Raw genomic sequence first — 355 nt, 5'->3', positions numbered from 1 at the left:
CAGGTCGTGTGGACACTTACCTGATCCAGAGGACGATGGCTGCGATTGTGACGACGGCTCGGTAGTTTTGTGCCGTTTTCTCGTAGCGCGTGGCTACTCTGCGGAACTGCTTGAGTTTTGAGAAGCAGCATTCGATCAAGTGCCGCAGGCCATAAAGGTCTTTGTCCACTGGGTATTTGCGCGCGCGGGACGGATTGTTTGGGATGACTGCCACGGCCCCCTTGTCGGCGATTGCATCGCGCAGGCGGTCGCTGTCATAGGCGGTGTCTGCCATGACGACGTCTGCGGGCAGGCCCTCGATCAGGGCGTCGGCTTGCGGCGCATCGCCCTTCTGGCCTGCCGTGAGTGTGAAGCG

At 60.6% G+C, this 355-nt stretch carries 1 protein-coding gene; it reads right to left on the bottom strand.

Annotation, left to right across the window (positions count from 1 at the left end; translation table 11 throughout):
- Positions 1-16: 16 nt before the first annotated feature.
- Positions 17-355: IS5 family transposase (locus AC244_RS34855; RefSeq protein ID WP_053253252.1), on the bottom strand; the 339-nt coding region annotated here is incomplete at its 5' end.

The sequence above is a fragment of the Ensifer adhaerens genome, from assembly GCF_001270265.1.
Lineage (GTDB): Bacteria > Pseudomonadota > Alphaproteobacteria > Rhizobiales > Rhizobiaceae > Ensifer > Ensifer adhaerens_B.
The sequence above is the reverse complement of the archived record's forward strand: the minus strand, read 5'-3'. Positions and strand labels throughout refer to the sequence as shown.